Raw genomic sequence first — 21,576 nt, 5'->3', positions numbered from 1 at the left:
AAAAGTAATACTATTATTGGACTTGCTATACCAAAAATTCTACTAAACGGCCTTAACTTTTTATAATCTGAATAAGGAAAAATCCATATTCTTTTAATGTACTTTAGGTTAACCCATACAAATTTAAGTGGCCAAAATAACCATCCCTTACGGTACCATTTCCTAATTTTTTTTTGGATAGGCACCAAAAAGAAAAGCAGTAGCTTTTTAAAATATGTAAACAGCTTTTTTAGCATTCTTTTAATCTGGAGACCCTATATAATTGTTGATTTCTATTTTGATGTAGGAGTAAATATCACCGTCTACAGGAATCAAATCTGTGTAAAACAATTCTGGTTTACGGTGCTCCAAATATTTCTGCTTTATATCGTCATTAGGCAATCCATTTACAAACCAAGAATCCTTTTCTTGGTGATAATTAAAGTAACATGGAAATTTTTTCAACTTAAATTCAAAAGGGCTTTTACGCTGTGGGCGTATGGTTTGCATCACTATATCTTCATCTACCCAAACCAACTCGTTATCATCATTGTAGTAAGAAATTATGAGCTGTGGAATGGTAACATCAGAAATTCCGTAATTGTAGAGATAGCCTGTTACCCTATCGTCCTCTATTTGTACATCATTCAACGTAACTTCTCTATACAAATCTTGACTAGAACCATTGGCAGATATTTGTAAATCAAAAATCTGAGGATATTCTTGCCATACCATAGGTGTAAACGTATCTGGGTCAAACACCTGTGGCATGCTATCTTTTATCTTTTGCCATGCCACGGCTTCAAAGTGAATTTTAAAAGCCGAATGTTCTTTTGGTAGCAACTTGTGTTTTACAAAATTCTGAGCATTATATACTCCCATTTCTTTGTAATCCTTGGTATAAATAGTAGACTTTACGTTAATGTCTGCGGGTAGATTGTCTATATTTTGTAGTCTGCCAATAATGTAAAACTGATTATCACTTTCTATAAGCTTGGCTTCTAAAACCTCTACAACAGGCTGAGGAACAATATCTTCATGAAAAGTTTGTTGGGTTGTCACTCTACGCCTTCCGTGATTTTTATACTTAGGCTCACTTACAGAATAAAGTTGCTCATTGGGCACATCAACATCAAAAACATCTGGTACTATGTACCATTTATTGTCTTTCTTTTTATTTAGCTCATACACCGTGGTATCTAAAACATAAGTGAGCGGCGTAATAAATTCTGTATATACCCTAGCCTTGGCATGATTTTCCGTTCGGTCAAAAATATCAAACTCAATTCCATTAAGTTTTCCGTAAGAATTTAAAAGACCATCACTTACAGAGGTTTCCAGCATAAATTGGTCAAAGGTCTTACCATAGTCCTCATCATAATAACTATGCGCTTTTTTAAATCGCTTAAAATCCAAATCATCATGGTAGGCTAAAATTACATTTTCCGGAGAAATTTGTTCTTGACTTTGAATAAAGAAGAAATAAATAATATAGAAGATACACCCTAAGGTAAAAACAAACCACCCTGCCATAATACCCGCTAATTTTGGCTTAAATCCAAAAGTTACGGTACGGAATTTTTCGTACGCTGCGGGTTCCGTTTTTTTAAGCTTAAATGCCGAAATAACAATTAACCTAATGTTTACAAATAAAGCAATCAACACCGTAGAAACAGGTATAATACCCCACATAAGTCTTTGATATCTAGGGTAGTCTTTATACGGCTTTATCTCAGGTATTGGTTTTATTCCCAGACGCTGCCAGACCGCAATACCATTGGCCAATGGCTTTATTCGTTCCCAACCGCAGAAATATAAAATTGGATCATAAAACTTGTCATTAGAAAATATGAACTTAATATTATACTTATCTGGCACTGTTAAAAACTGCTGTAGCGAGCCCAAACCCTCTACGCCTAAAAACTTAGCATTTTCTAAGCGTTCCACTGCTCTGGTTGTCAACTCCGGCAATCGTCTTGCAGAATGGTAATTACCATCTATTTGTAAAGCATTTGTATTGGCAGAAAGCCAAGCCATTTGGTCTCCAAAACCTAATGTTAAATACCGCCACTTGTAATGTTCATCTGCTTGCAAGAAGTTGATGATAGGCTGCATATTTATTTTCTGAGGTTGCAATGGTTTAAAATATCCCAAATTAACTATAGAAACCGCGTTGAAAATAATCAGAAAACCAACCACAGCTCCCATTGCCCTGTGGGTTACAGAACCTAATTTTTTCTGTATAAAAGCTTTTAAATCTGTATGCGCAAAACGATATAAAAACTCACCATAAAATGGTAGAGCCATTATAGAGCCCCAAAGTGTAAAACGGTCTAAGGTTAAAATATTAAACGCTGTATCTCCTAATAATAATCTAGGTAAAGGTGTGGTACCCCCTGTTCCTAATAAGGATAACATAGCAAAAGACAACCCAAAGAAAATAAATCGTTTAGAAAAGAAACGATAATAGAAGTAGGGAAAAATAAACATCATGAAACCCCACGGAATAATAAAGAATGCCAATCCAGAAGAAGTCACCTCTAAAAAACTATCCCTAGAACCATGCGGTATAGGAACCTGAGTAATTGGCTCATTATGCGTAGTTATCCAATAGGGTAAAATCAACATTACTAAACAGAATACTACACTTAAACCAAATATGACAATACGTGGCAAACATGGTTTTAACGCTTCCATAAAATGGCGTAACCGTACAGCCTTAAAACTACCAGCCCGTTCTGAAGCTACATCCATCACCACCGTACCCATTAAAGGAGCTATAAAAAATACCATGCCAAACAGGGGTGTTACGTGGTGCGATGTAATTGTAAATGCCATCATGGACATGCAAACCAAGTAATACTTACCCTTACCTGTTTTTATGTATTTATATACTTCTGGCATAGCGTGCATTAGCATAGATACCCCAAAAAGACTTGGCAACTGCCCAAACACATGCAATGTTTCTATAAATGAAGAAGAAAAAACAGCAATTAAAGCTGTAAATCCTGCTATATCTCTGTTACCAGTCATCATCTTACCGTATCGGTAGGCGCCAGTAGTAAAAAGTGTTATAGCAACAAAACAGCAAACAAATAACCCAAACTTTAACCCTCCAATATAAGAAAACAGCGCAATAAGTTGATGCACCAAAGGAGGATAAGTCATTACAGAAAAACCGGTATACCAACGTGGCTCCCATGGATCCCACCAACTATTTGCATAGTGATCTGCAAAGAATAAGTGTATCAATGCATCGTAAGTCTTCTCTATAGTAAAGAAAACTCCTGCCCCATGGAATATTAGTGCCAAAATTAAGGCTGCTACCAGATATTTATTTGTTGTTATACGCATTACCTATTAAAACGCTAAAATATTTAGAAATAGGATAAATCTAATTTCTTATTATGGCAATACACAACGTATTTGTCAGATTTTACAACATTTTTCTAATGTGCATTAAATTTTGGACAAAAAAAAAGTCCTGATGGATTACCATCAGGACTTTATATCAAATAAAAAGTACTGCTTAAAGTGCAGCTACTTTTCTCATCAACTTACTCTTTAAGTTAGACGCCTTGTTTGTGTGAATGATATTCTTCTTAGCTAACTTATCAATCATACCAACAACTGTAGGCAACAAAGCTTCTGCTTCTTTCTTGTCTTCTTCATTACGAAGCTTTTTAATAGCGTTACGTACAGTTTTATGTTGGTATCTGTTACGTAAACGAACGGCTTCGTTTCTTCTAATTCTCTTTAATGCTGACTTATGATTTGCCATTTTAAATTTTTGTTTTTGTAGCCCGTAGGGGAATCGAACCCCTGTTACCAGGATGAAAACCTGGCGTCCTAACCCCTAGACGAACGGGCCATTAAAATATGAACAATTCTTTCAAAAAAAACTTCGTAGCCCGTAGGGGAATCGAACCCCTGTTACCAGGATGAAAACCTGGCGTCCTAACCCCTAGACGAACGGGCCATAATGGTTGCATAATTGCGGACGCAAAAATACAACTATTTTTAAGTATTGCAATACCTAAACCATTTTTTTTTAATTCTTAGTATGCTTTTGCAAAAAGTACCCTATAATTTGCTGGTTTTCCTGTTACCATACAAGCCCCATTTTCTTGTTTAACCCCAATAGGAATGCAGCGTATGGTTGCTTTGGTATCTTGCTTTACTTTTTCTTCTGTTTCTTTGGTACCATCCCAAAAAGCAGAGATAAATCCGCCTTTTTCTTCTAAAACTTGTTTAAATTCATCGTAAGAGTTTACTTCTGTGATGTTTTCTTGCTGAAACGATTTAGCTTTATTGTAAATGTTTTCTTGTATTTCTGTCAGCAAACCTTCTACTTTTTCAACAACCTCTTCTAATGCTACAGAAGTTTTTTCCAAGGTATCTCTCCTAGCCAATTCTACGGTACCGTTTTCTAAATCGCGTTTCCCCATTGCTAAACGCACAGGCACACCTTTTAATTCGTATTCATTGAATTTAAATCCAGGTTTATGCGTATCACGGTCATCAAACTTAACAGAGATATTCTTTTCTCGCAACGCGGTTACTAATGGATTGATTTTTTCTCTAAGCACGTCTAATTGTTCTTCGCCTTTGTAAATAGGTACAATAACTACCTGTATTGGCGCCAAATTAGGAGGCAAAACAAGTCCATTATCATCGCTATGCGTCATAATTAAAGCCCCCATTAAACGCGTAGACACGCCCCAAGATGTAGCCCAAACATGTTCTTGCCCGCCTTCTTTAGTAGCATATTTTACGTCAAACGCCTTTGCAAAATTCTGACCTAGAAAGTGAGAAGTTCCTGCCTGCAAAGCTTTACCATCTTGCATTAGTGCCTCTATACAATACGTTTCTACAGCACCTGCAAAACGCTCACTTTCTGTTTTAACGCCTTTTATCACTGGCACCCCCATAAATTGCTCTACAAAATCTGCATACACTTTTAAGATAAGCTCTGCTTCTTCTATAGCTTCTTTTTCGGTAGCATGAGCCGTATGCCCTTCTTGCCATAAAAATTCTGCCGTACGTAAAAACAAGCGCGTACGCATTTCCCAACGTACTACATTTGCCCATTGATTTAACTTTAAGGGTAAATCTCTATAGGACTGTATCCATTTTCTATAAGTATCCCAAATGATGGTTTCAGAAGTAGGTCTTACAATTAACTCTTCTTCTAATTTTGCATCTTCATCCACTACAATACCGCTACCGTCTTCAGCATTTTTTAATCGGTAATGTGTAACTACAGCACATTCTTTGGCAAAGCCTTCTACGTGACTAGCCTCTTTACTTAAATAAGATTTTGGGATAAAAAGTGGAAAGTAGGCGTTCTCATGACCCGTTTCTTTAAACATTTTATCTAATGCAGCCTGCATTTTTTCCCATATGGCAAAACCGTAAGGCTTTATAACCATACATCCACGTACTCCTGAATTTTCTGCCAAATCTGCTTTGACTACCAATTCGTTATACCATTTAGAATAATCCTCTGCCCTGCTCGTTAAGTTTTTTCCCATCCAATTTAGTTTGGCACAAATCTTGTGACTAGTTTTAACAAAAATAGAACGGTAAAACTAACTATTTTTTAGTATGTTCAATAATAAAAAGATTTGTTATGTACCATAATTTACCCCTCTCCAAGATATCTACAGTGATTTTATGTTCACTAGGATTGGTTTTAGCCTCTTGTGGCTCTTACCAACAGGCTTCTTACTATGATAATGATGGCATCTACGGCAATAGCAACGAAATGGTTTCTGTAGAAAAAAGAAATGCAGAAGGCGTAAGAAACCAACAAACAGCAACCAACACCTATGGAACTTACTTTGGCGAAAAAGCAAATCAGTACGGAGAAATTCTAGATTCTGAGGTTTTTACGGATGTAGATGAGTACTATGGGCAGCAATACAATGACAGTGTTGGGGTAAATATTCCACAAGATTATTATGCGCAAAATGACTACCAAGGTTATGGTGGTTGGGGTGATAACGCTACTAGCGTACAGATAAACGTTTATGATAATTCTTGGGGATGGAATGACCCTTGGTTATGGAATGCTGGCTGGAATGGCTGGGGATGGAATGCTTGGAATACTGGCTGGGGATGGAACAACAGATGGTACAACCCATACCGATGGGGACATGCCGGATGGGGTTACGGCTGGGGATGGAACGACCCTTGGCTCTTTAATAGTTGGAGTTATGCTGGATGGGGTTACGGCTGGGGTTGGAACAACTGGGGCTACGGAGGTTATTACGGTAGAAACTGGGGTAGACCTTACTACAATAACTACAACAATAGGTATTATGCGTACAACAGAACCCGCAGAGGATATAATGCTATAAATACCAATTACAATAGAGGTAGATCTAGCGCTTACAGCAGCTCTAGAAGAGCCACGAGCGCCAGAAGCACAACTGGGCGTTCTAGTCAATATTCTAGCGGTCGTAGTACAGGCACAGTAAACCGCTCAGCAATCAACAGAAATCAACAATACCGTACTAGTAGAAGTTCACGATCTGTACCTAGATACAGTGGTGCCACTAGGGGCTACCAATATTCTAGATCTTCTGCAGGTACTAGTAGGTCTGGTTACAATAGAGGTTCAAATTCAGCATATAATAGAGGAAATTCCACTGGGACATATAGCCGCAGATCTAGCAATACAGGTGTAAGCAGAAGCTCTTCTGGTACCAATAGGTCTTACGGACGCACCTCTTCTGGCTCATCTAGCAGAAGCAGGTCTTATAATAGCGGTAGTCGCTCTAGCAGCAGAAGTAGCGGTAGTTACAGAAGCTCTGGAAGTTCTAGCAGAAGTAGCGGTAGTTATAGCAGGTCTAGCTCTTCTGGTAGCAGATCTTCTAGTTCTGGACGTTCAAGTTCTGGCAGAAGCAGTGGTAGAAGACAATAATTTTCTAAAAAAACACAGTATTTAAAACAACGCTATGAAAAGAATATTAACACTCATATTGGGATTGGCATGCCTAAGTGCAAATGCCCAGAATATAAATGATGTTTTGAGATTAGGGTTAGAAGAATCCCAAGGCACAGCTCGGTACCAAGCAATGGGCGGCGCGTTTGGTGCATTAGGTGGTGATTTATCATCATTAAATAGCAACCCCGCAGGATCTGCCATTTTCAATTACGGACAGTTTGCCATTTCGGGCTCCAATTACAATAGGTCTAACGACCAAGGCTACGGCAGCTCTTTTAATAATACCACCCTGAATTCCGTTGAATTAAACCAAGTTGGTGGTGTTTTTGTATTTAACTCTCAAAATCCAAATAGCAATTGGAAAAAAATGGCATTAGCTGTTAACTATGATTTAGTTGACAGTTTTGACAACGAATACCGAATTAACGGAAACAGTACAACTGGGGTTGACCAGTACTTTCTAGGGTTTGCCAACGGAGTCCCATTTGGCAGTATTAATTACGACCCTAACAGCGAATTTGTAGACGATGTTTACTTAGAGATTGGAGAATTACAAAACTTTGGCAACCAACAAGCCTTTTTAGGTTATGCAGGTGGATTAATCTCTCCAGCCGACCCAGATAATCCGGATGGTGAAAGTTACTTATCTAACACAGAATACAGTCAAGTAAATCAGCGTTATTTGCAATCAACAGCTGGATACAATAGTAAGTTTACCCTAAATTTTTCTGGTCAATACCAAGAAAATTTATACTTGGGTGCCTCCTTAAATTTTCATTCGGTATTATTTGAAAGATTTACCCAATTAGATGAAGATGGTTACATTACTGATTCTCCCGTTAATTTTTCTTCCTTTGATAATTTATTGCAAACTGAAGGAAATGGCTTTTCTTTTAGTCTGGGTGCTATAGCCAAACTAAATGACAATATTAGGGTTGGTGGTAGTTATCAATCGCCTACCTGGTACTATTTAAACGATAATTTATCACAACAAATTAATTCTAACCTGGCTGATAGTGAAATTCGTTTTATCAATTTTAATCTTATTAATTTTTACGAAGATTACACAATTCAAACTCCAAGCAAAGTGACTGGTAGTGCCGCTATAGTTTTTGGTAAAGATGGATTACTAAGTTTTGATTACAGCCATCAGGATTTTAGCAAAGCGGAATTAAGGCCAAACAACGACCCTGTATTTGAAGAAGAAAACACCTTTATAGCAAGTGAATTAGGCGCAGTAAATAGTTATAAATTAGGAGGTGAATACAGAATAGAAAGATTGAGTCTTAGAGGTGGATACCAAATAATAGAGAGTCCCTATGCAGACAAGCAAATCATGGATGATTTAAGCGGATATTCTGCAGGATTGGGGTATGATTTTGGCGGTAGCAAACTAGATTTATCCTTTGTACACACAGAACAAGACATGGATTTTGCATTACTAGATGCAGCTTCGAATACTGCAGCGAGTACCTTTACCAACACTAATGTGACTCTAACGTATACATTAAAGTTTTAATAGATAAACTCTTATTGAATTAGCTAAATAGCCGAGTGAAATCCACTCGGCTATTTTTTTATCGTAATAAAGAAAAATGATTACGGACGGTCTTAGCCACTAAAACACTTTCTTCATTTTGATTGTATTCTAGCTTAAACCAATAGTCTGAAGAAGGTAAAGGGCGCCCATTAAAAGTACCGTCCCATCCTGCATCAGCTGGGCCTAGTTGTTTTAATAATTTTCCATACCTATCAAAGATATAAAGCACCGCACTATCTAACTGAGACATACCTAACACCATCCAAGTATCATGAGCAAAATCTCCATTGGGAGTGAAAAATTTTGGGTAACCAATGACTAAGAATGGTAAAGGTTCTGTAGTACCACAACCATTTTTATCGTTTATAATGATTGTATTTTCTCCGGGAGGCACATCTAAAAACACGGGAGAATCCTGAAACTCTCCACCATTAATGGCATATTCGTAATCTCCTGTACCATCTACCACAATCTCCACTGCATATTTATCAGGGTCATTGGCATTAGACAAGTCCTCTATTATGAGTACCTCTTGCAACGCAGGTGTTGGATAAAATGTAATTAAAATATCATCAGAATATGTCTGGTTTGAGCTATTCGTAATAGTAGCAAAATAGCGTCCAGAATCTGGACTAGAGACTACCAGCTCTCCGCCAAAATCTCCTGTACCTACCAACGTCGTATCTATAGTACCATCATCATCGTAATCTACAGACCAATCAACGCTTACAATACCACTCCCTGCAGGAGAATTAAGTGCTGATAGTGTAATATCTGGGTCGCCTTCACAAGCAATGATATCAAACCCTAAAAATTCATCTCTCAATGTACAATCTAGTGCCGTATCCTGATTTTCGTCTACGGATTCTCCAGTGAATGTTAAAACGTAAGACTCTGGTTCATTATCAAAATTAGTATTGTAATTGTTTATAAAAAGATAATAAATTTCCCCCGCAACAACATCTAACCACTCATCATAGGTATTATTGTTAGATGCTAAGGGTGGAGCTCCAGCTTGCCCGTTTTCTGGATTTACTCCAACACCAGTAAATTGTGTATCGTTTACCTCGTAGTTACAACGTATGGGTTGCATAGAACCATCACCAATTACACCACAATAATTTATGTTGTCTTCTTCATCAAAAGGACCATAGAGGGCAAAATCCCACTCTGCCGTTATTGCTGTATTTCCATTTGCCGGCAAAGCTTCTATATCAAACCCAATTCTGCCGTCTGTACCTGCTCTAAAAACAAACCAAGAAGTATTGTTTTCAATGTTCGCAGAACTGTTACTGCCTTTTTCTAAACAGCCGGTTTCTCTAATAACATCAGGATCAAATTCGTCTATATCTCCACTGCCTTCTGCAATGCCAATAATAGGTGCATCGGCACAAACAGGAATGGCGGTACGGCAATCTGCAGAGTTCTGCGCGCGTACCAAAAAGGTAGTACCTAACAGAAAGGTAAAAACAATAAGTAGTGTTCGCATGGGTTGGGGCGCTCTAGTTTTCAATAGAGTTTAACTGCAAAACACCCAAATTTATTATATAAAACCTAGTAAAATATCGATAAATCGATGTATGGCAAGTGAATAGAATTAACGTCTTAGCGCAAAATGGTTCTGAATATATTTAGCCTCTACACGAGCTCCATCTGAATTTAGATACGATAAACTAAACCAGTAGTCTGATGAAGGCACGGCCAATCCTTTAAATGTACCATCCCAGCCACTATCGTGAGCGGTTAGTTCCTTTAGCAATTTTCCATATCTGTTGTAAATCCGCACTACGGCTTCATCCAACTCTTCAATGCCCTTAATATGCCAAGTTTCATTTGCACCATCGCCGTTAGGACTAAAAAAAGGAACGAATCCCAATACCACAATCTCTTCTTTTACTACTCCACAACCATATATATCCCTCATATGAATCACGTGATTTCCTGGCAAAACGTCTATAAACGTATTACTAGACTGAAAATCATCACTATCCAATCGGTATTCAAATTCACCCCCATCTACAGGAACAATAGTAACTGTGTTACTCACATTAAAATCTTCTATTATCACTTCTGCAATAGCCGGCATAACAGAAGCTACTACTTTATACGTTTTTGTACGAACACAAAACGTATTTCCACTATTATTTTGAGCTGTTAAAACATATTCTCCGGGAGTAGTAATTTGTATCAAAGGAGTGCCCTCTCCAGTGTTCCAAGAATAAGTGATATCCGGGTCCGGCGCTGTAATTCCAATAGTTAACTCTCCGTTTTCTGCACAAATGAGTAATTCTTCATCTGGACCCAAATCTGGAGAAGCTAAAGTGGTTAATATAAACTGTTGTGTGCTATCAAAACACATACTATTTTGACGATTAGCAACCCTAATATAAATAGTTTCTTCCCCAACCGAACCAAAATAGGGAATAGGCAAAGGATTGCTACCCAAATCTGCATCTAGTTGACTGCCATGATAACTGACTAAGTAATCGTTTGGACTTTGAGCTCCTAAAACCTCGTTATCCTTAGTGTTTAGATTGAACCCTATTTCATTTTGACACGTTATTTCGTCTGCAACGCTATTGGCAGTAGGTATTGCCATAAAAACCACTTGCACGTCACTAATTATTGTTTCTGACCCCTTTAAAACCTGCACACGGTAAAAAGCATCATTTATAACGGTTAAGGTTTCTAAATTTTCGCCATTTATTTGCTCAAAACCATTACCTGTATCTCTAAACCAATTGTACCCCAAAGCTCCTTCTGTGGTTGCATCTAAAGTAATTTGATCCCCTTGACAAGCTACTTGCGGACCGCCCAATAAATTATCTATGATAGCACAATCCAAGGCATCATAAGGATTCGTAACAAATATTTCCCCTGTAAACTGAATAGAAAAACCATTATTATTGTTCGTATAGTTATTTACCAACAAATAATATTGTTCACCCGGCTCCACCGTAAGCCAATCTTCAAAATGTAAAGATGCCGTATCGCCAGAAGGGTGCTCCCCTACTCCCGTGTAAGCGCTGTTGGTTCTGTTATCTGCAAAATTGCAACGAATAGGTTCTCCTAAAGCATTACAATCCTCTGCTCTGTAAAGTGCAAAATCCCAATCCTCTGCGGAATCATGGCCAATATTAAATCCCAACTGTCCACTAGCTCCGGTTCTAAAAAAATACCATGCACTATTAGATTCTATTGTACCAACCCCTGACTGCTGTAAACATCCCGTGTCTGCAGCTCCATTAAAATCATCTACGCCATACCCGTTGGTACCACCATTAATAGGCGTATCATAACAAATGGGTATAGCTGTACTACAATCCGGTGCCGTTTGTGCTATTGCTCCTAGCGATAATAACCAACAAAAAATGAAGAAGATCTTGTGAGACCTAAACATAAGTAATTACGTATTTGGAAGTTGTAAATCTATAGCACCGCCCCCCTTAACAATAATTTATGTTGTCAATGATCGAATACAAGATGTTAAATAAGGCATTAATGTATATCTTTGTGGGTCATATTTTAGGGCTAATGAAATTAGATCAGACTTTGGAAGAACAGTATGAAGAAAGAGGCGACGACCACGTTGGCTCCTCATCGGACACCCCTTTACGCAAAGATGCATTTTTACTTTCCGATGACGAAAAGATAGACAGAATCCAAGATAATGTAAGGGAAATATTGCTCACGCTAGGCATGGACCTAGACGACGATAGCTTAAAAGGAACTCCAAAACGTGTAGCCAAAATGTTTGTAAAAGAAATATTTGGCGGCTTACATCCAGACAAAAAACCAAGCGCATCTACTTTTGACAATAAGTACAAGTACGGTGAAATGCTGGTAGAGAAGAACATTGTACTTTACTCTACTTGTGAACACCATTTACTCCCTATAGTAGGGCGCGCACATGTGGCTTACATCTCTAATGGTACTGTGGTAGGCCTTTCTAAAATGAACCGTATTGTGGATTATTACGCAAAAAGACCACAGGTACAGGAAAGGCTCAACATACAAATAGTAAAAGAACTACAAAAAGTATTAGGCACAGAAGATGTGGCTTGCGTTATAGATGCGAAGCACCTTTGTGTAAATTCAAGAGGTATTCGTGATATAGAAAGTAGCACGGTTACAGCAGAATACGGCGGTAAATTTAAGGATGAAGCCGTGAGAAGCGAATTCTTGGATTACATTAACCTAGATACCGAATTTTAATGCAACTGTACAATCAGCAAACCTTAAAAGTCAGCAATTCCTTAACCGGAAAAAAAGAAGTTTTTAAATCCATAAAAGATGGCTATGTAGGCATGTATGTTTGCGGACCTACGGTATATAGCAATGTACACTTAGGCAATTGCCGTACGTTTATGTCTTTTGATATGATTTTTAGATACCTTAAACACTTAGGGTATAAGGTGCGCTATGTACGTAATATAACAGATGCCGGGCATTTAGAAAATGATGCAGACGAAGGAGAGGATAAAATTGCCAAAAAAGCGAAGTTAGAACAGCTAGAGCCTATGGAGGTGGTGCAACGCTATACGGTAGACTTTCATGAAACCTTGCAGCATTTTAACCTATTACCTCCAAGCATTGAACCCACAGCAACAGGGCACATAATTGAACAAATAGAAATCATCAAAAACATTTTAGATAATGGATTTGCCTATGAGGTAAACGGTTCTGTATATTTTGATGTAGTTAAGTTTAATGAAAGTAATGACTATGGTAAACTTAGCGGCAGGAATTTAGAAGATATGGTTGCCAATACCAGAGTGCTTACGGCGCAAGATGACAAACGCAATCCGCAAGATTTTGCCCTCTGGAAAAAAGCAGAACCCCAACACATTATGCGCTGGCCATCTCCTTGGGGAGATGGTTTTCCTGGATGGCATTTAGAATGTACCGCAATGAGCACCAAATACTTGGGCGAAACATTTGATATTCATGGCGGCGGAATGGATTTAAAATTTCCACATCATGAGTGCGAAATAGCTCAGGCAGAAGCTTGTAATAGCCAATCCCCGGTTAACTATTGGTTACACGCCAACATGTTGACTCTTAATGGTAAGAAAATGTCTAAATCTACCAATAACAACATTTATCCATCAGAGATATTTAGTGGTAATAACGACATTCTTAGTAAAGCATTTACCCCTGCCGTAGTTCGGTTTTTTATGATGCAAGCGCACTACACCAGTATCTTAGACCTGAGTGATGAGGCCCTATTAGCTTCAGAAAAAGGCTATTACAAGTTAATGGAAGCTATGAAATCTTTAAGTAAGTTAGAAACAGCTACCACCACAACTAATTTTGATGTAGATGCATTTAAACAGCAGTGTTATGATGCCATGAACGATGATTTTAATACACCCATACTTATAGCAAAACTTTTTGATGCAGTAAAACGCATCAATCTTATAAAAGAGGGTAAAGAAACCATTAGCGAGGCCGATGCTAAAAAATTAAGTGCCACTATGGAAGTTTTTGTAAGTCAAGTATTAGGCCTTAAAGACCAAGCCACTACAGATAACAATAGTGAAACCTTAGAAGGTGTAGTAAATCTTCTAATCAATTTAAGAAACCAAGCAAGAGCTAATAAAGATTTTGCAACTTCTGATAAAATTAGAGACGAGCTAATAGCTATGGGCATACAGTTAAAGGACGGAAAAGATGGCACCACCTTTAGCATCAACTAGCCTTAAAAAAATACTGATAGCGCCGTTCATTTTTCTAGTTCGGATATACCAAAGATTTATTTCGCCTTTAACCCCACCAACGTGCCGTTATTCTCCTACCTGTTCTCAATACACGTTAGAGGCCTTACAAAAATACGGCCTATTTGTAGGCGGTTGGTTAGCCATAAAACGTATTTTAAGCTGCAACCCGTTTGGTGGTAGCGGTCATGACCCTGTACCCTAAGGTTAGTTTTTAATTTTACAAAAATCTATACGCTAAAACAAAAGCCAGCTTATTCCTATAATAATTATCTTAGCCCAAAACAAATGCACATGTACTTTCTTGGTTTTACCTGGAATCCAGACGACACCCTATTTACAATAGGTTTTATACAGATTAAATATTACAATTTACTTTGGATTGCAGCCTTTGTATTAGGCCTTTACATCATGAAGCGAATTTTTAAGCACGAGAATAAGTCTATGGAAAAACTAGACTCTCTGTTTATGTACTGCGTAATCTCCATTATGTTAGGAGCAAGGTTAGGCCATGTTTTTTTCTATGATTGGGAGTATTATAAAGACCACCTTTTAGAGATTTTACTACCCATAAGAGAAAGTGCCAATAGCAGCCTTTTTGGTTTTATTAATGGGTATGAATTTACAGGTTTTACAGGATTGGCTAGCCACGGAGCTGCTATTGCTGGGATATTAGGGCTATACTTGTTTTCTAGAAAGTATAAAGACATGAGCGTACTTTGGCTCCTAGACCGTGTTGCAATTACTTGTGCTATAGGTGGTGCTTTTGTACGTATTGGCAACTTTTTTAATTCTGAAATCAATGGCAAGGTAACCGAAGAGTCTTTTCCGTTGGCTGTGCGTTTTATACGTGACTCTGATGATATGTCTGGCTACCAAGCAATGATGTTAACTAAAGAAAGAACTGCAAGTGCAGCTTATAAAGCTATAGAAAACAATCCAGATTTTGCTTCCGTATTAGAAAGTATCCCTTTTAGGCACCCTGTACAATTGTACGAAGCTTTTGGGTATTTAATTGTATTCTTAATCATGTATTTTTGGATGTATTGGAAAACCAATCTTCCAAAGAAAGAAGGTTTTCTTTTCGGGTTTTGGCTAGCCACCATGTGGGGTCCAATTCGTTTTTTCTTAGAGTTTTTTAAGAAAAGTCAAGGTGGATTTGAATCTAATTTAGGTGAAACGTTAAGTACAGGACAATGGCTTAGCATCCCTTTTGTCCTTATAGGCTTGTATTTAATGTTTAGACCTACCAAAGAAAAAACAGCAATCTCCTAAGTATGAAATATTCCTTTGCACTATTATTCTTAGCACTTGTAAGCTTTACCGCCTGTAAAGAAACCGAAAGCAAAACTATAACTACAGAAAAAATTGCATTTACCAAAGAGGGTGAATTACGTATACATAAAAACGACTCGCTCTTGGTGCAGTTAGACATAGAATTTGCAGAGACGGAATACGAAGTGCAAACTGGCTTAATGTACAGAGACCATATGGAAGAAAAACAGGGTATGCTCTTTATATTCCCAGATGTAAGCGTGCATTCCTTTTATATGAAGAATACAGAGATTCCGTTAGACATCATTTATATTGATGAAAATTTGAATATTGCTAGTTTCCAAGAAAACGCAAAACCTTTTGATGAAACCGGACTTTCTTCTTTGGTACCTATCCAGTACGTCTTAGAGGTCAATGCGGGCTTAGCAGAAAAATGGAATCTAGAAGTTGGCGATAAAATTACTTATAATAGATAGGAGATGTCATCTTCTTACTTATTAGAAGGAGAAGAAACGGAGCGTTTGTTCTTTAGAAAGGTGTTACCATCTGATTTTGACGCATGGTTACCCTTCCATCAAGACAAAAGAAGTTCTCAATATTGGTACGGCCTGCCACAAGACCCAAAAACTGCCTGTACACAGCAATTTGAAGGTATTTTTGAACGATACCAAAATAATACTGGTGGCATGAATGCCTTAATCAGCAAACAAACCAATGAACTGGTAGGTCTTTGCGGCTTGCTACTACAGGAAGTAGACGATAAGATGCTATGGGAAATTGGCTATTCTATCTTACCACAATATTGGCAGCAAGGTTACGCCACAGAAGCAGCCACGGCTTGTAAAATTTATGCCACTCAAAAGCAGCTAGCCCAAGAATTAATTTCTATTATAGCAATCAAAAACCTACCCTCCATAAAAGTAGCAGAAAAGAATGGCATGAAACTCAACAGAACCACAATATATAAAGGAAATACGGTTGGCATTTATACCGTACATTTAAGCTAAAATAGCTTATGCAAAAATCCGTTGCTCTACTGATACCTAACGATACCAATACTGCCACCCTTCATACAAACATTTTAGCAAATAAATACAAAGAAATACCTATCACTAACTCTAAAAGTGTTGGACTTTTTTCTAACACCACAATAGCCCATTACATAGATTTAGAAGACCGGTTAGCGCAGAAGATTTTAACCAAAAATACCGACCAAGCCTTAAAAACCATGAGTAGCGGTGAACGCAAAAAATTACTACTGCACTATTTACTAGCACAAAATTATGAAACTTTATTACTGATTAATCCTTATGATAATTTAGATGTAGCAACACAAGAGCATTTAAAAAAAGATTTTGATGCTTTGTCTAAGACACATCAGATAATACAAGTAGTAACAAGACCTTCAGATATACTTCCCAGTATATCTCAATGGTATTATTTAACTAAAGATGGTATCGCCAGCCACGCAACTAAACCTAAAGAACCAACTATTACGTTTACCGAAGACATTCCCCAGCCACTAACCACCACAAAGGTTTACAGAAACATTGCTAAGTTCACAGCTGTTTCCGTATCCTTTGGTGCTAAAAAAGTTCTAAAAAACATCAACTGGACTATTAAACCAGGGGAATTCTGGCAGTTAATTGGCCCAAATGGTAGTGGTAAGAGCACCCTTTTAAACATAATTACCGGTGATAGCCCTATGGGATACGGTCAGAATCTAGAGTTGTTTGGCCATAAAAAAGGTAGTGGAGAAAGTGTTTGGGACATCAAAAAAATGATCGGTTATTTTTCTCCTGCAATGGTAGATAAATTTAAAGGCTATCACACTGTTGAAAATATGCTTATTGCAGGTTTACATGATTCCGTAGGTTTATACACCATTCCAAATGCTATAGAAAAAAACTTGGCTAAAAAATGGCTTAACGTTTTGGGTTTTACATCAAAGGCAAACAGCTATTTCAAGGACTTGAGTACAGGAGACCAACGATTATTAATGGTAGCAAGAGCCATGATAAAGCACCCACCATTACTCATCTTAGACGAACCTACTGTAGGTTTAGATGACGAAAAAGCGGCACTCTTTGTAGCCTTAGTAAACACTTACAGCAAACAGAGCAAAGCAGCCATTTTATATGTATCGCACAGACAAGAAGCAAATTTAAAACCCTCAAAACAATTTGTATTAACTCCTACAGAAGAAGGTAGTATAGGACGCCAAGCATAAAAAAAGCCATCTGTTTCCAGATGGCTTTTTTTTAAAATTAAATTATAACGTTTACGCTTCCTCTGTAGCAGTTACCGCACCAGAAGAAATTTTCTTCTTCAAAGAATCGTACATAATTGGCGTTGCAATGAATACCGATGAGTACGTACCTACTAATACACCCACAATCATAGCAAACATAAACCCTCTTAAGCTTTCACCTCCAAAAATAAAGATGGCCAATAACACTATTAATGTAGTTAAAGAGGTATTTAACGTACGGCTTAAGGTACTGTTCAAAGCTTCATTTACATGCGCACCAGCACTCCAACCTTTAAGGCCTACAATTTCCCTAATTCTATCAAAAACAACCACAGTATCATTCAAGGAATAACCAATAACCGTAAGTATTGCCGCAATAAATGCTTGGTCTATTTCCATGTTAAAAGGCATTATAGCACTTGTTAAAGAGAAAATACCCAATACAATCATAACATCATGGAATACCGCTACCACAGCCCCTAAAGAAAACTGCCATTTTTGGAAACGGAATAAAATGTACAAGAATACTACTGCTAAAGAACCTAGAATAGCCAAATAAGCATTCTTTTTAATATCATCTGCAATCGTTGGTCCTACTTTAGTTGATTGTAGAATACCAATAGATTTTTCCGAGGCACCTACTGTAAAATCTTCAAAAGACGTACCATCTGGCAAATACTTTTGTAAAGAAGTATAAAGCTTGTTCTGTATTTCATTATCCACCTCTATGCCTTCTTCCTCTACTTTATAAGGCGTAGTTACTTTTATCTGGTTAGCATCACCAAATGTTTTAACATTGGTACCACTACCAAATTCATCGTTCAATTCGGAAGCAATTTCTGATGGATTCACCTCTTTCTCAAAACGAATTTGGTACGAGCGACCACCAATAAAATCTACACCTTGTTGTAACCCATTTCTAACCAAAGAAAATACCCCAACAGCTACTAATATACCCGATAAGATATAGGCAATTTTACGTTTACCTAAGAAATCTACACTTAAGTTAGAGAACAAGTTCTTAGTCATAGGTGTAGAGAATGCAAGTTCTCTTCCTTTCCTAGAGATGTACCAGTCTACTAATAACCTAGTTATAAATATGGCAGTAAATAAAGAGGTAACTATACCGATTAATAAGGTAGTTGCAAAACCTTTAATTGGTCCAGAGCCAAAGATAAACAGTATAATTGCAGTTAAACCTGTAGTAATATTGGCATCTAAAATAGAAGACAATGCATTACCAAAACCATCTGCAATGGCTTGCGATTTTCCTTTTCCTTTCGCTAACTCTTCTTTAATACGCTCAAAGATTAACACGTTAGCATCTACAGACATACCAATAGTTAATACAATACCTGCAATACCTGGCAAGGTCAATACCGCACCAAGGCTAGTTAAAACCCCAAATATTAAAACAATGTTGAATAGTAAAGCAATATCTGCAAACAAACCAGCTCTACCATAGTAGAACACCATCCATACCAAGACAAATGCCATTGCAATTAAGAAAGACATAAAACCGCTATCAATTGCTTCTTGTCCTAAAGATGGACCAACAACCTCTGACTGAATAATATCTGCAGAGGCAGGTAATTTACCTGCACGTAGCACGTTTGCGATATCTTTAGTTTCATTGATTGTAAATGTACCTGTAATCTCTGAACGTCCTCCAGATATAGGTCCTGTAGATACTCCCGGAGCGGTATACACTTTGTTATCTAAAACAATAGCAATACCGGTTTGGTTATTAAAAGCATCTCCTGTAAGTTTTTCCCATTCTCTAGCTCCTTTGGTATTCATTGTCATGCTTACCGCTGGCTTATTAAATTGATCAAAAACATCTTGCGCATCAGAAACAACATCACCACTAATTCTAGGCTTACCATCTCTATTAGATTTTAAAGCATATAAATCTGCAACTTCAGAATCCTTTGGTGGCTTTTCAAAAGCAAACTTTGTAAACTGAATATCCGCAGGCAATAGCCTTTTAACCTCTGGCATTCTTAAGTAACCACCTATCTCTGCAGTATCCGCAACCAATACTCTTGCAATAGCGTGGCTACCGGGTACTGGCGGTAATAATTTACTTATTAATGGATTAGACGCTGAAGAAACATCTAATGTATCTTCTGCAACATCTGACAATAAAGAATCTAATTCTGATTCTGGCTTAACGGCTTCTTCTTCCTTTGACTCTGGCTCTAGAATTGCTCTAAGCTTTTCATTGGCATTTACAAAGAATAAACCTAAGCTTTGGTTGTTTTGAGAATAGGTTTCCCAAAACTCTAGTTGTGCCGTACTAGATAATAACTCTTGAGCTCTTTTTACATCTTTAGCACCTGGTAATTCTACTAAAATACGACCAGAATTACCTTCTCTTTGAATATTTGGCTGGGTAACACCAAAACCATCAATACGCTTACGCAACACTTCAAACGCAGAAACAACAGATTCATCTATTTTTCTTCTGATGATAGGCTTAACCTCGCTATCTGTCATTTGAAAATTGATTTCATCGCTTAGACCTTTGTTCGCAAAAATTTCTGGAGAAGCTAATTTTGTCTCGCCTTTAATTGCATCAAAAGCATTAAAGAAAAGCTCCAAATAGGTCTCATCACTATTTTTAGATGCTTCATCTGCATCTGCTAAGGCCTTATTAAATACCGCATTTTTGGTATTGTTAGCTAATCCTTTTAAAATGTCTTTAACAGAAATCTGTAGGGTAACATTGATACCCCCTTTAAGGTCTAAACCTTTATTTAACTCTTTTGTCTTTGCCTCGTCATAAGTTGTATATCCAAAAACTGGGTTACTCCCTATGGAATCTAAATAAGAAGTTTCTAGCGCTTCTCTTTTAGCCAAGTAATTATCCTCTGCCTCAGAAATTTGATTCACTGCAAAGGTTTCTGCATCATTTTCAATCTTATTGGTTATAAAAGTGTAAGAGAGTTGATATATACTCACTAAACCAAAAAGAAGCGCAAAAAGCTTTATTAATCCTTTATTTTGCATGCTACTAAATAATTTAATTTAAGTTGATTACTAATTATTGTAGTTGTGACAACTACGGTAGTTTGCTAGCACTTTTAGCTACTACATTTTTTATTTTTGTGTTGAAGTGAAACTTTTCTGTTTCTTAGGCAATAGGGCCGGCCCTTACCTCTGGGATGTTATACGAAGTATTTTTCTTAACACTAAAACTATCGCCATAGATTGCTTGCAAACCACGGACATCTATTCTTTTTATGCTATGTTCTGCCGCAATTAAATTAGCAATTGTAGGGTATGTAAGTTTATAAAGCTTTTGGTCTTGACTAGTAACCAAGGTTGCTTGTAACATTAAATTGCTATCTAACTGCATGTGCAAGTCAGATACCACAATACGGTATTTTTCCGGAATATTCTCTTTAGGTAATTCTACAGGAAATTCTTCTCCATCAGTTGTTATAGGAGTTCCAGTAAGAAAGTCTTCTACCAGATTGGCATCCATTGCGCTGTAATAACGGATACTAAGCTGCTGGGTATCATTAGTCACAACCTCAATAGCATCTGCACCAAGGAACTGCAGTTTTTGGGTAATAAGTACCAACACCTCCTCATGAGCAGTATCAGAAGACAACGCTACATCTACAAATTGTAAAGAAACTTGTTGATTAGAGGTCTTTTTTTGCTCTTGACTTAGCCCAAGTAAGGCCAGAATAATAAATAGTATACTAGCGTACCATTTTGCATTCATGCGGCAAATATAAAAAGATTTAAATGCTAGGTAGTATATTTTTTACAATATATGCCCTTGTTTGCTGTCTTCTAATAAATAACAAGCCCTTTGCAGTCTTGCTACAAAGGGCTTACTCTTTTTACA

General features: G+C 37.4%; 16 protein-coding genes and 2 tRNA genes. 9 read left to right on the top strand and 9 right to left on the bottom strand.

Annotated elements, in window-relative coordinates; all coding sequences use genetic code 11:
* Window positions 1-240: 240 nt before the first annotated feature.
* The 5 genes from HCO57_RS12285 to proS all read right to left on the bottom strand — a co-directional run bounded on the left by HCO57_RS12285 (window position 241) and on the right by proS (window position 5,513).
* Window positions 241-3,333 (bottom strand): hypothetical protein, encoded by a 3,093-nt coding sequence (locus HCO57_RS12285; protein WP_167989261.1) that lies wholly within the window; start codon window positions 3,331-3,333, stop codon window positions 241-243.
* A gap of 175 nt (window positions 3,334-3,508) precedes the next feature.
* The gene (rpsT, locus tag HCO57_RS12280; RefSeq protein WP_136951115.1) at window positions 3,509-3,760 is read right to left on the bottom strand and encodes a 30S ribosomal protein S20; all 252 of its coding nucleotides are present in this window, start codon (window positions 3,758-3,760) and stop codon (window positions 3,509-3,511) included.
* An 18-nt stretch (window positions 3,761-3,778) separates the two neighbouring features.
* Window positions 3,779-3,850, bottom strand: a tRNA-Glu gene (locus HCO57_RS12275).
* Window positions 3,851-3,886: 36 nt separating this feature from the next.
* Window positions 3,887-3,958, bottom strand: a tRNA-Glu gene (locus tag HCO57_RS12270).
* Between the two features lie 79 nt (window positions 3,959-4,037).
* A complete protein-coding gene (gene proS, locus HCO57_RS12265; RefSeq protein ID WP_167989260.1) occupies window positions 4,038-5,513 on the bottom strand; it encodes a proline--tRNA ligase in 1,476 nt (491 codons plus the stop codon).
* Window positions 5,514-5,611: 98 nt separating this feature from the next.
* Between proS and HCO57_RS12260 the strand changes: the two genes are divergently transcribed.
* Both HCO57_RS12260 and HCO57_RS12255 read left to right on the top strand, forming a co-directional pair.
* Entirely contained in the window at window positions 5,612-6,907 is a 1,296-nt protein-coding gene (locus HCO57_RS12260) for a hypothetical protein (RefSeq protein WP_167989259.1), read from the top strand.
* A gap of 34 nt (window positions 6,908-6,941) precedes the next feature.
* Window positions 6,942-8,450, top strand: coding sequence for an OmpP1/FadL family transporter (locus HCO57_RS12255; protein ID WP_167989258.1), 1,509 nt, complete (start codon window positions 6,942-6,944; stop codon window positions 8,448-8,450).
* 58 nt (window positions 8,451-8,508) lie between these two features.
* Here the strand turns inward: HCO57_RS12255 and HCO57_RS12250 are convergent, their stop codons facing one another.
* Both HCO57_RS12250 and HCO57_RS12245 read right to left on the bottom strand, forming a co-directional pair.
* Complete coding sequence (locus HCO57_RS12250) at window positions 8,509-9,960, bottom strand: T9SS type B sorting domain-containing protein (RefSeq protein WP_167989257.1); 1,452 nt, start codon at window positions 9,958-9,960, stop codon at window positions 8,509-8,511.
* Window positions 9,961-10,068: 108 nt separating this feature from the next.
* Entirely contained in the window at window positions 10,069-11,871 is a 1,803-nt protein-coding gene (locus HCO57_RS12245) for a T9SS type B sorting domain-containing protein (protein WP_167989256.1), read from the bottom strand.
* Between the two features lie 134 nt (window positions 11,872-12,005).
* On the opposite strand from HCO57_RS12245, the gene folE reads away from it, so the two are divergent.
* From folE to HCO57_RS12210, 7 genes are all read left to right on the top strand, one after another.
* Window positions 12,006-12,686: a GTP cyclohydrolase I FolE gene (folE, locus tag HCO57_RS12240; RefSeq protein WP_136951124.1), complete on the top strand. Its 681-nt coding sequence runs from the start codon at window positions 12,006-12,008 to the stop codon at window positions 12,684-12,686.
* Entirely contained in the window at window positions 12,686-14,170 is a 1,485-nt protein-coding gene (gene cysS / locus HCO57_RS12235; protein ID WP_167989255.1) for a cysteine--tRNA ligase, read from the top strand. Before folE ends, cysS begins: the two co-directional genes overlap by 1 nt.
* Window positions 14,145-14,393: a membrane protein insertion efficiency factor YidD gene (yidD, locus tag HCO57_RS12230; protein WP_167989254.1), complete on the top strand. Its 249-nt coding sequence runs from the start codon at window positions 14,145-14,147 to the stop codon at window positions 14,391-14,393. The genes cysS and yidD overlap by 26 nt, the downstream gene beginning before the upstream one ends.
* 89 nt (window positions 14,394-14,482) lie before the next feature.
* Window positions 14,483-15,463: a prolipoprotein diacylglyceryl transferase gene (lgt, locus tag HCO57_RS12225; RefSeq protein WP_167989253.1), complete on the top strand. Its 981-nt coding sequence runs from the start codon at window positions 14,483-14,485 to the stop codon at window positions 15,461-15,463.
* Between the two features lie 2 nt (window positions 15,464-15,465).
* Window positions 15,466-15,939, top strand: a complete 474-nt coding sequence (locus HCO57_RS12220) for a DUF192 domain-containing protein (RefSeq protein WP_167989252.1) — start codon at window positions 15,466-15,468, stop codon at window positions 15,937-15,939.
* Between the two features lie 3 nt (window positions 15,940-15,942).
* A complete protein-coding gene (locus tag HCO57_RS12215) occupies window positions 15,943-16,470 on the top strand; it encodes a GNAT family N-acetyltransferase (RefSeq protein WP_167989251.1) in 528 nt (175 codons plus the stop codon).
* Window positions 16,471-16,478: 8 nt separating this feature from the next.
* On the top strand, window positions 16,479-17,693 hold the full coding sequence (locus HCO57_RS12210) for an ATP-binding cassette domain-containing protein (protein WP_167989250.1): 1,215 nt from the start codon (window positions 16,479-16,481) through the stop codon (window positions 17,691-17,693).
* Between the two features lie 51 nt (window positions 17,694-17,744).
* Here HCO57_RS12210 and secDF read toward each other — a convergent pair whose 3' ends face one another.
* Together secDF and HCO57_RS12200 are read right to left on the bottom strand one after the other, a co-directional pair.
* Window positions 17,745-20,726 carry a protein translocase subunit SecDF gene (gene secDF / locus HCO57_RS12205; RefSeq protein WP_167989249.1) on the bottom strand — a complete coding sequence of 994 codons (2,982 nt, stop codon included), beginning with the start codon at window positions 20,724-20,726 and terminating at the stop codon, window positions 17,745-17,747.
* 124 nt (window positions 20,727-20,850) lie between these two features.
* Window positions 20,851-21,450: a hypothetical protein gene (locus tag HCO57_RS12200; protein WP_167989248.1), complete on the bottom strand. Its 600-nt coding sequence runs from the start codon at window positions 21,448-21,450 to the stop codon at window positions 20,851-20,853.
* Between the last annotated feature and the right edge of the window lie 126 nt (window positions 21,451-21,576).

It is taken from the genome of Croceivirga sp. JEA036 (assembly GCF_011882165.1).
GTDB lineage: Bacteria > Bacteroidota > Bacteroidia > Flavobacteriales > Flavobacteriaceae > Croceivirga.
Note: the sequence above shows the minus strand (reverse complement) of the source record. Positions and strands in the feature narration are given on the sequence as shown.

Bases quoted from the DNA above. Each gene is read 5' to 3' on its own strand.
- HCO57_RS12285 (WP_167989261.1), bottom strand. From the start codon at position 3,333: ATGCGTATAACAACAAATAAATATCTGGTAGCAGCCTTAATTTTGGCA.
- rpsT (WP_136951115.1), bottom strand. From the start codon at position 3,760: ATGGCAAATCATAAGTCAGCATTAAAGAGAATTAGAAGAAACGAAGCC.
- proS (WP_167989260.1), bottom strand. From the start codon at position 5,513: ATGGGAAAAAACTTAACGAGCAGGGCAGAGGATTATTCTAAATGGTAT.
- HCO57_RS12260 (WP_167989259.1), top strand. From the start codon at position 5,612: ATGTACCATAATTTACCCCTCTCCAAGATATCTACAGTGATTTTATGT.
- HCO57_RS12255 (WP_167989258.1), top strand. From the start codon at position 6,942: ATGAAAAGAATATTAACACTCATATTGGGATTGGCATGCCTAAGTGCA.
- HCO57_RS12250 (WP_167989257.1), bottom strand. From the start codon at position 9,960: ATGCGAACACTACTTATTGTTTTTACCTTTCTGTTAGGTACTACCTTT.
- HCO57_RS12245 (WP_167989256.1), bottom strand. From the start codon at position 11,871: ATGTTTAGGTCTCACAAGATCTTCTTCATTTTTTGTTGGTTATTATCG.
- folE (WP_136951124.1), top strand. From the start codon at position 12,006: ATGAAATTAGATCAGACTTTGGAAGAACAGTATGAAGAAAGAGGCGAC.
- cysS (WP_167989255.1), top strand. From the start codon at position 12,686: ATGCAACTGTACAATCAGCAAACCTTAAAAGTCAGCAATTCCTTAACC.
- yidD (WP_167989254.1), top strand. From the start codon at position 14,145: ATGGCACCACCTTTAGCATCAACTAGCCTTAAAAAAATACTGATAGCG.
- lgt (WP_167989253.1), top strand. From the start codon at position 14,483: ATGTACTTTCTTGGTTTTACCTGGAATCCAGACGACACCCTATTTACA.
- HCO57_RS12220 (WP_167989252.1), top strand. From the start codon at position 15,466: ATGAAATATTCCTTTGCACTATTATTCTTAGCACTTGTAAGCTTTACC.
- HCO57_RS12215 (WP_167989251.1), top strand. From the start codon at position 15,943: ATGTCATCTTCTTACTTATTAGAAGGAGAAGAAACGGAGCGTTTGTTC.
- HCO57_RS12210 (WP_167989250.1), top strand. From the start codon at position 16,479: ATGCAAAAATCCGTTGCTCTACTGATACCTAACGATACCAATACTGCC.
- secDF (WP_167989249.1), bottom strand. From the start codon at position 20,726: ATGCAAAATAAAGGATTAATAAAGCTTTTTGCGCTTCTTTTTGGTTTA.
- HCO57_RS12200 (WP_167989248.1), bottom strand. From the start codon at position 21,450: ATGAATGCAAAATGGTACGCTAGTATACTATTTATTATTCTGGCCTTA.